This window comes from Paenibacillus sp. Soil522, from assembly GCF_001428245.1.
Classification (GTDB): domain Bacteria; phylum Bacillota; class Bacilli; order Paenibacillales; family Paenibacillaceae; genus Pristimantibacillus.
In genome coordinates this window covers 1-3,109 of record NZ_LMRV01000003.1, presented here as the reverse complement: position 1 = coordinate 3,109, position 3,109 = coordinate 1, and the positions used below count along the sequence as shown (strand labels likewise).

The following is a 3,109-nucleotide window of genomic DNA, read 5'->3' as shown; positions in this document are numbered from 1 at the left end:
TTTCACAAAAAAAACAAACGGCACAGGACTTTTCCCATGCCATTTCAGATTTCATTTTTATTCCTGTTCTTGTCTTTGAACTAAACTAAATGACATTGACCATGCGGCAGCCCTTTTGGTGTTCAACTATCGTACCCGTTAGCACAACACTCAACGTTCTTTCATATCCTTCTCATTCACCAATGTGCTTGCAGTTTGTTGCCAGACGGATCGTAGAAGTGAAAGTAGTAATGACCGCCTTCCTCATGCATCGACTCTGCTTGAACGCCCTGTTCTATCAGATATTCCCGGAACCGATGAATATCTGGACAAGTAAACCCGACTGAGAATTCTGGCGTTCCCTCTATGTAAAAGTGACCCCGCGAATCCGCATCCGCCTTGACTATAACGAGAAGCGGCCCTTCCCCTATTTCAAAAACGGCACGTTCATCCGTCTGTCTGCGTAGCACGAGCCGGAGAACATCGGAGTACCAGCGGGCTGAACTGTCCAGATCAGTCACCGGGATCCGGAAATAATGAATATCTTGCAGAAAAGACTTCGCTTCTTTCATTTATTATTCTCCTTTATAACTGTTTTCTTTTATAATAATGGCTCTGTTTTCTTTTATTGTTGATTATTGAGGATGAAAAAACCGCCAGTGATGGCGGTTTTTGACCTTATGTTAACTAACCATTTCAAGGTAGTTCTTTATTTGTTCTTCGTGATGCCTATCATGACCAATAAACATGTTTTGTAAAAAAGTTTCCAACGTATGCGAACTATTTTGGAATTGTTTGGTGAATGCTGATTTAGAAACCATATTGAGCTTTGATATTAATTGTTTGCGTTGGGAAATTGCTTCCTTAAGTAAATCATGTGGTTTCATTTTTCTACCGAAAGAAACGGATGCTTCGTTAAATGCCTGCACATCGTGATGTTCTTCAAGTTTAACTTCTTCATTGTTTATAATCTGATTAAGTGTCTTAATAAAGTTTTTGTCCCAACCCATAATATGACTGATAATGTCTTGAATCGACCATGTACCTACTATTAGTTTGCAAAGAACATCATCAGAGTAAAGGGATAAATTGGAAATGAAAACTGTCAATCTTTCTAAGTCTTTAGAGACATCAGAAATCGTTGCCACATTAAATACCTCCAATTGATAGTTTTTGAGAAATCTCCGATTAGGCTGTAAAATACGCCCTTCTAAGTTGATGATTTGTTTGATATACGTCATACAGGCATGAGATAACCACCATATTTTTCGTATCTTTACGAAGTTCAAAAGCCATCCCCTGTACCTGAAGGCATGGTCGGTTTAAGCGTTCCGGCAAGGAAATGCGTTATCTACCCGCACAGGGGATCGATGGACAAAGCAAACCGACTCCGAACGGGCGAACGTGCTTCAGCTTGGATCAAGCGGGCTGGTATCGAGATTGACGCCACCTTCAGCGTCGAGTGGTACGATGATAACCGTTTCGACCCGTACTCTCCGACCAATGAGTTCCACTTCTTACGGGTTATCCAATTATCCGATTCTCTGCCCACTAGGGAAGCCGTCAGCATCTGGTAAGGGAATGCATATTTATCAATATCCTGCCAGTTAGCGTAACGAAGAGCTACCACGCGGCAGCCCTTTCGGTGTTCAACTATCGTACATTAATCAACTATGATACTGTTCCCGAAGTTTTCCGAATATCAAACAACCTTTGGTGGCTGTTAATTTATATCCAATGCATTCTTAATTTTATCGAATAATTTATATGAATCTACTTTCTCAAAGTTCCACAACATTATAACGCTTATTTTTTGATCGGGAAATTGCCATATATCTGCTTTAAATCCCGGAGATCCTCCTGGGATCCATCTAAAATTATTACCCAAAAACCAACCGTAACCATACTTCAGATTAGGATCAAAATCGACAGGTGCATAGGCTTTAAATATCATTTGCCCTGCCTCTTTAGATATTATTGATCTGTTTAATATCGCTCTGCACCATATATTTAGATCCTTTACAGTTGAATATAGCTCACCTGGAGCATCAATATCAGCCAATTTATCATTGTCCGCATTCCTATACTCTTCATTTTCAATTGTATACCCATAAGCACGATTAAAAATTATTTTTCGAGGATTATTAAGACCAGTACCTGTCATTTTTAGTGGTTGGAAAAACAATTCATCCAGTAAATTTTGAAATGATTTTCCTGTCACTTTTTCTAGTATGTAGCCCATTAAAATAAAGCCAGTGCTGCTATATCTCCATTGTTCACCGGGAATAAATAGCTGTTCTTGATTACTCAAGTAGCTAAGAAAATCACCATTCTCGTTGTTTAATTTGTTCATTTCATATCTAATGTTTGGTACAGCATAAATATCGTGCAACCCAGAGGTATGAGTTATTAGATGGTGTAGAGTGATATTAGGATGTAGTTGTCGAAGATTCTCTATATACGTACCTGGACGTTCATGAAGATTAATTATGCCATCTTCATGTAATTTAACAGCTGCTGCTGCAATAAACATTTTTGTTACCGAAGCTATAAAATACTTTGTCTCCAGAGTGTTTCCAACATCTAGCTGCATATTTGCTTTACCATACGCTTTTTCAAATAATACATTATTATCTTTTGAAATAAGTATAGTACCGCTCAAATAGTTTTCTCGATTGTAATTGTCTACAATGGATTCAATTTCATTTCGGACTTCGTCCATTTGAATACCTCCATTATGATTTATAAGTATTATAACATATTTAAGAACATTCGTTCTTGTTTGTTGTTCAATTAATCTGCCAGTTAGCTTAATGTCATCGATAGTCTAATACTTTATCACTCGCAGGCATAACCATCGCCGTCCCGATCTAACTTTTTAGAGTAACCAGGATCACCTCGATGGAGCGGAGCTTTATCGGCTTCGCGTACAGCTGTACAATTCGCATAATAGACATCCTGTTCTACAGTTACTTTTAGATCGTCTGTTGGTTGTGCTGTAGAAGTCGGTGTTGCTGGTTGACTCGAAAATAGATTTTTCGGTTTCTCAACTATAAACAGCACCTTTTCTCCGTCCTCATACGCCGAAAGCTGATGCCCAACCCAACTGCCAGACCCGCGATTGTCACTC

At 38.9% G+C, this 3,109-nt stretch carries 4 protein-coding genes and 1 pseudogene; 1 reads left to right on the top strand and 4 read right to left on the bottom strand.

Features of this window, described 5'->3' with window-relative positions:
• Positions 1–176: 176 nt before the first annotated feature.
• Both ASG81_RS02755 and ASG81_RS02750 read right to left on the bottom strand, forming a co-directional pair.
• Positions 177–551 carry a VOC family protein gene (locus tag ASG81_RS02755; protein ID WP_056628894.1) on the bottom strand — a complete coding sequence of 125 codons (375 nt, stop codon included), beginning with the start codon at positions 549–551 and terminating at the stop codon, positions 177–179.
• A 111-nt stretch (positions 552–662) separates the two neighbouring features.
• Positions 663–1,127 (bottom strand): DinB family protein, encoded by a 465-nt coding sequence (locus tag ASG81_RS02750; protein ID WP_056628896.1) that lies wholly within the window; start codon positions 1,125–1,127, stop codon positions 663–665.
• A 135-nt stretch (positions 1,128–1,262) separates the two neighbouring features.
• Here ASG81_RS02750 and ASG81_RS33805 point away from each other — a divergent pair.
• A pseudogene (locus ASG81_RS33805) lies at positions 1,263–1,556 on the top strand (hypothetical protein); the annotation flags it as partial.
• Between the two features lie 146 nt (positions 1,557–1,702).
• Here the strand turns inward: ASG81_RS33805 and ASG81_RS02740 are convergent.
• Both ASG81_RS02740 and ASG81_RS02735 read right to left on the bottom strand, forming a co-directional pair.
• On the bottom strand, positions 1,703–2,701 hold the full coding sequence (locus tag ASG81_RS02740) for a serine hydrolase domain-containing protein (protein ID WP_056628889.1): 999 nt from the start codon (positions 2,699–2,701) through the stop codon (positions 1,703–1,705).
• Positions 2,702–2,817: 116 nt separating this feature from the next.
• The coding region (locus ASG81_RS02735) for an excalibur calcium-binding domain-containing protein (RefSeq protein ID WP_162254984.1) at positions 2,818–3,109 on the bottom strand (292 nt) is incomplete at its 5' end.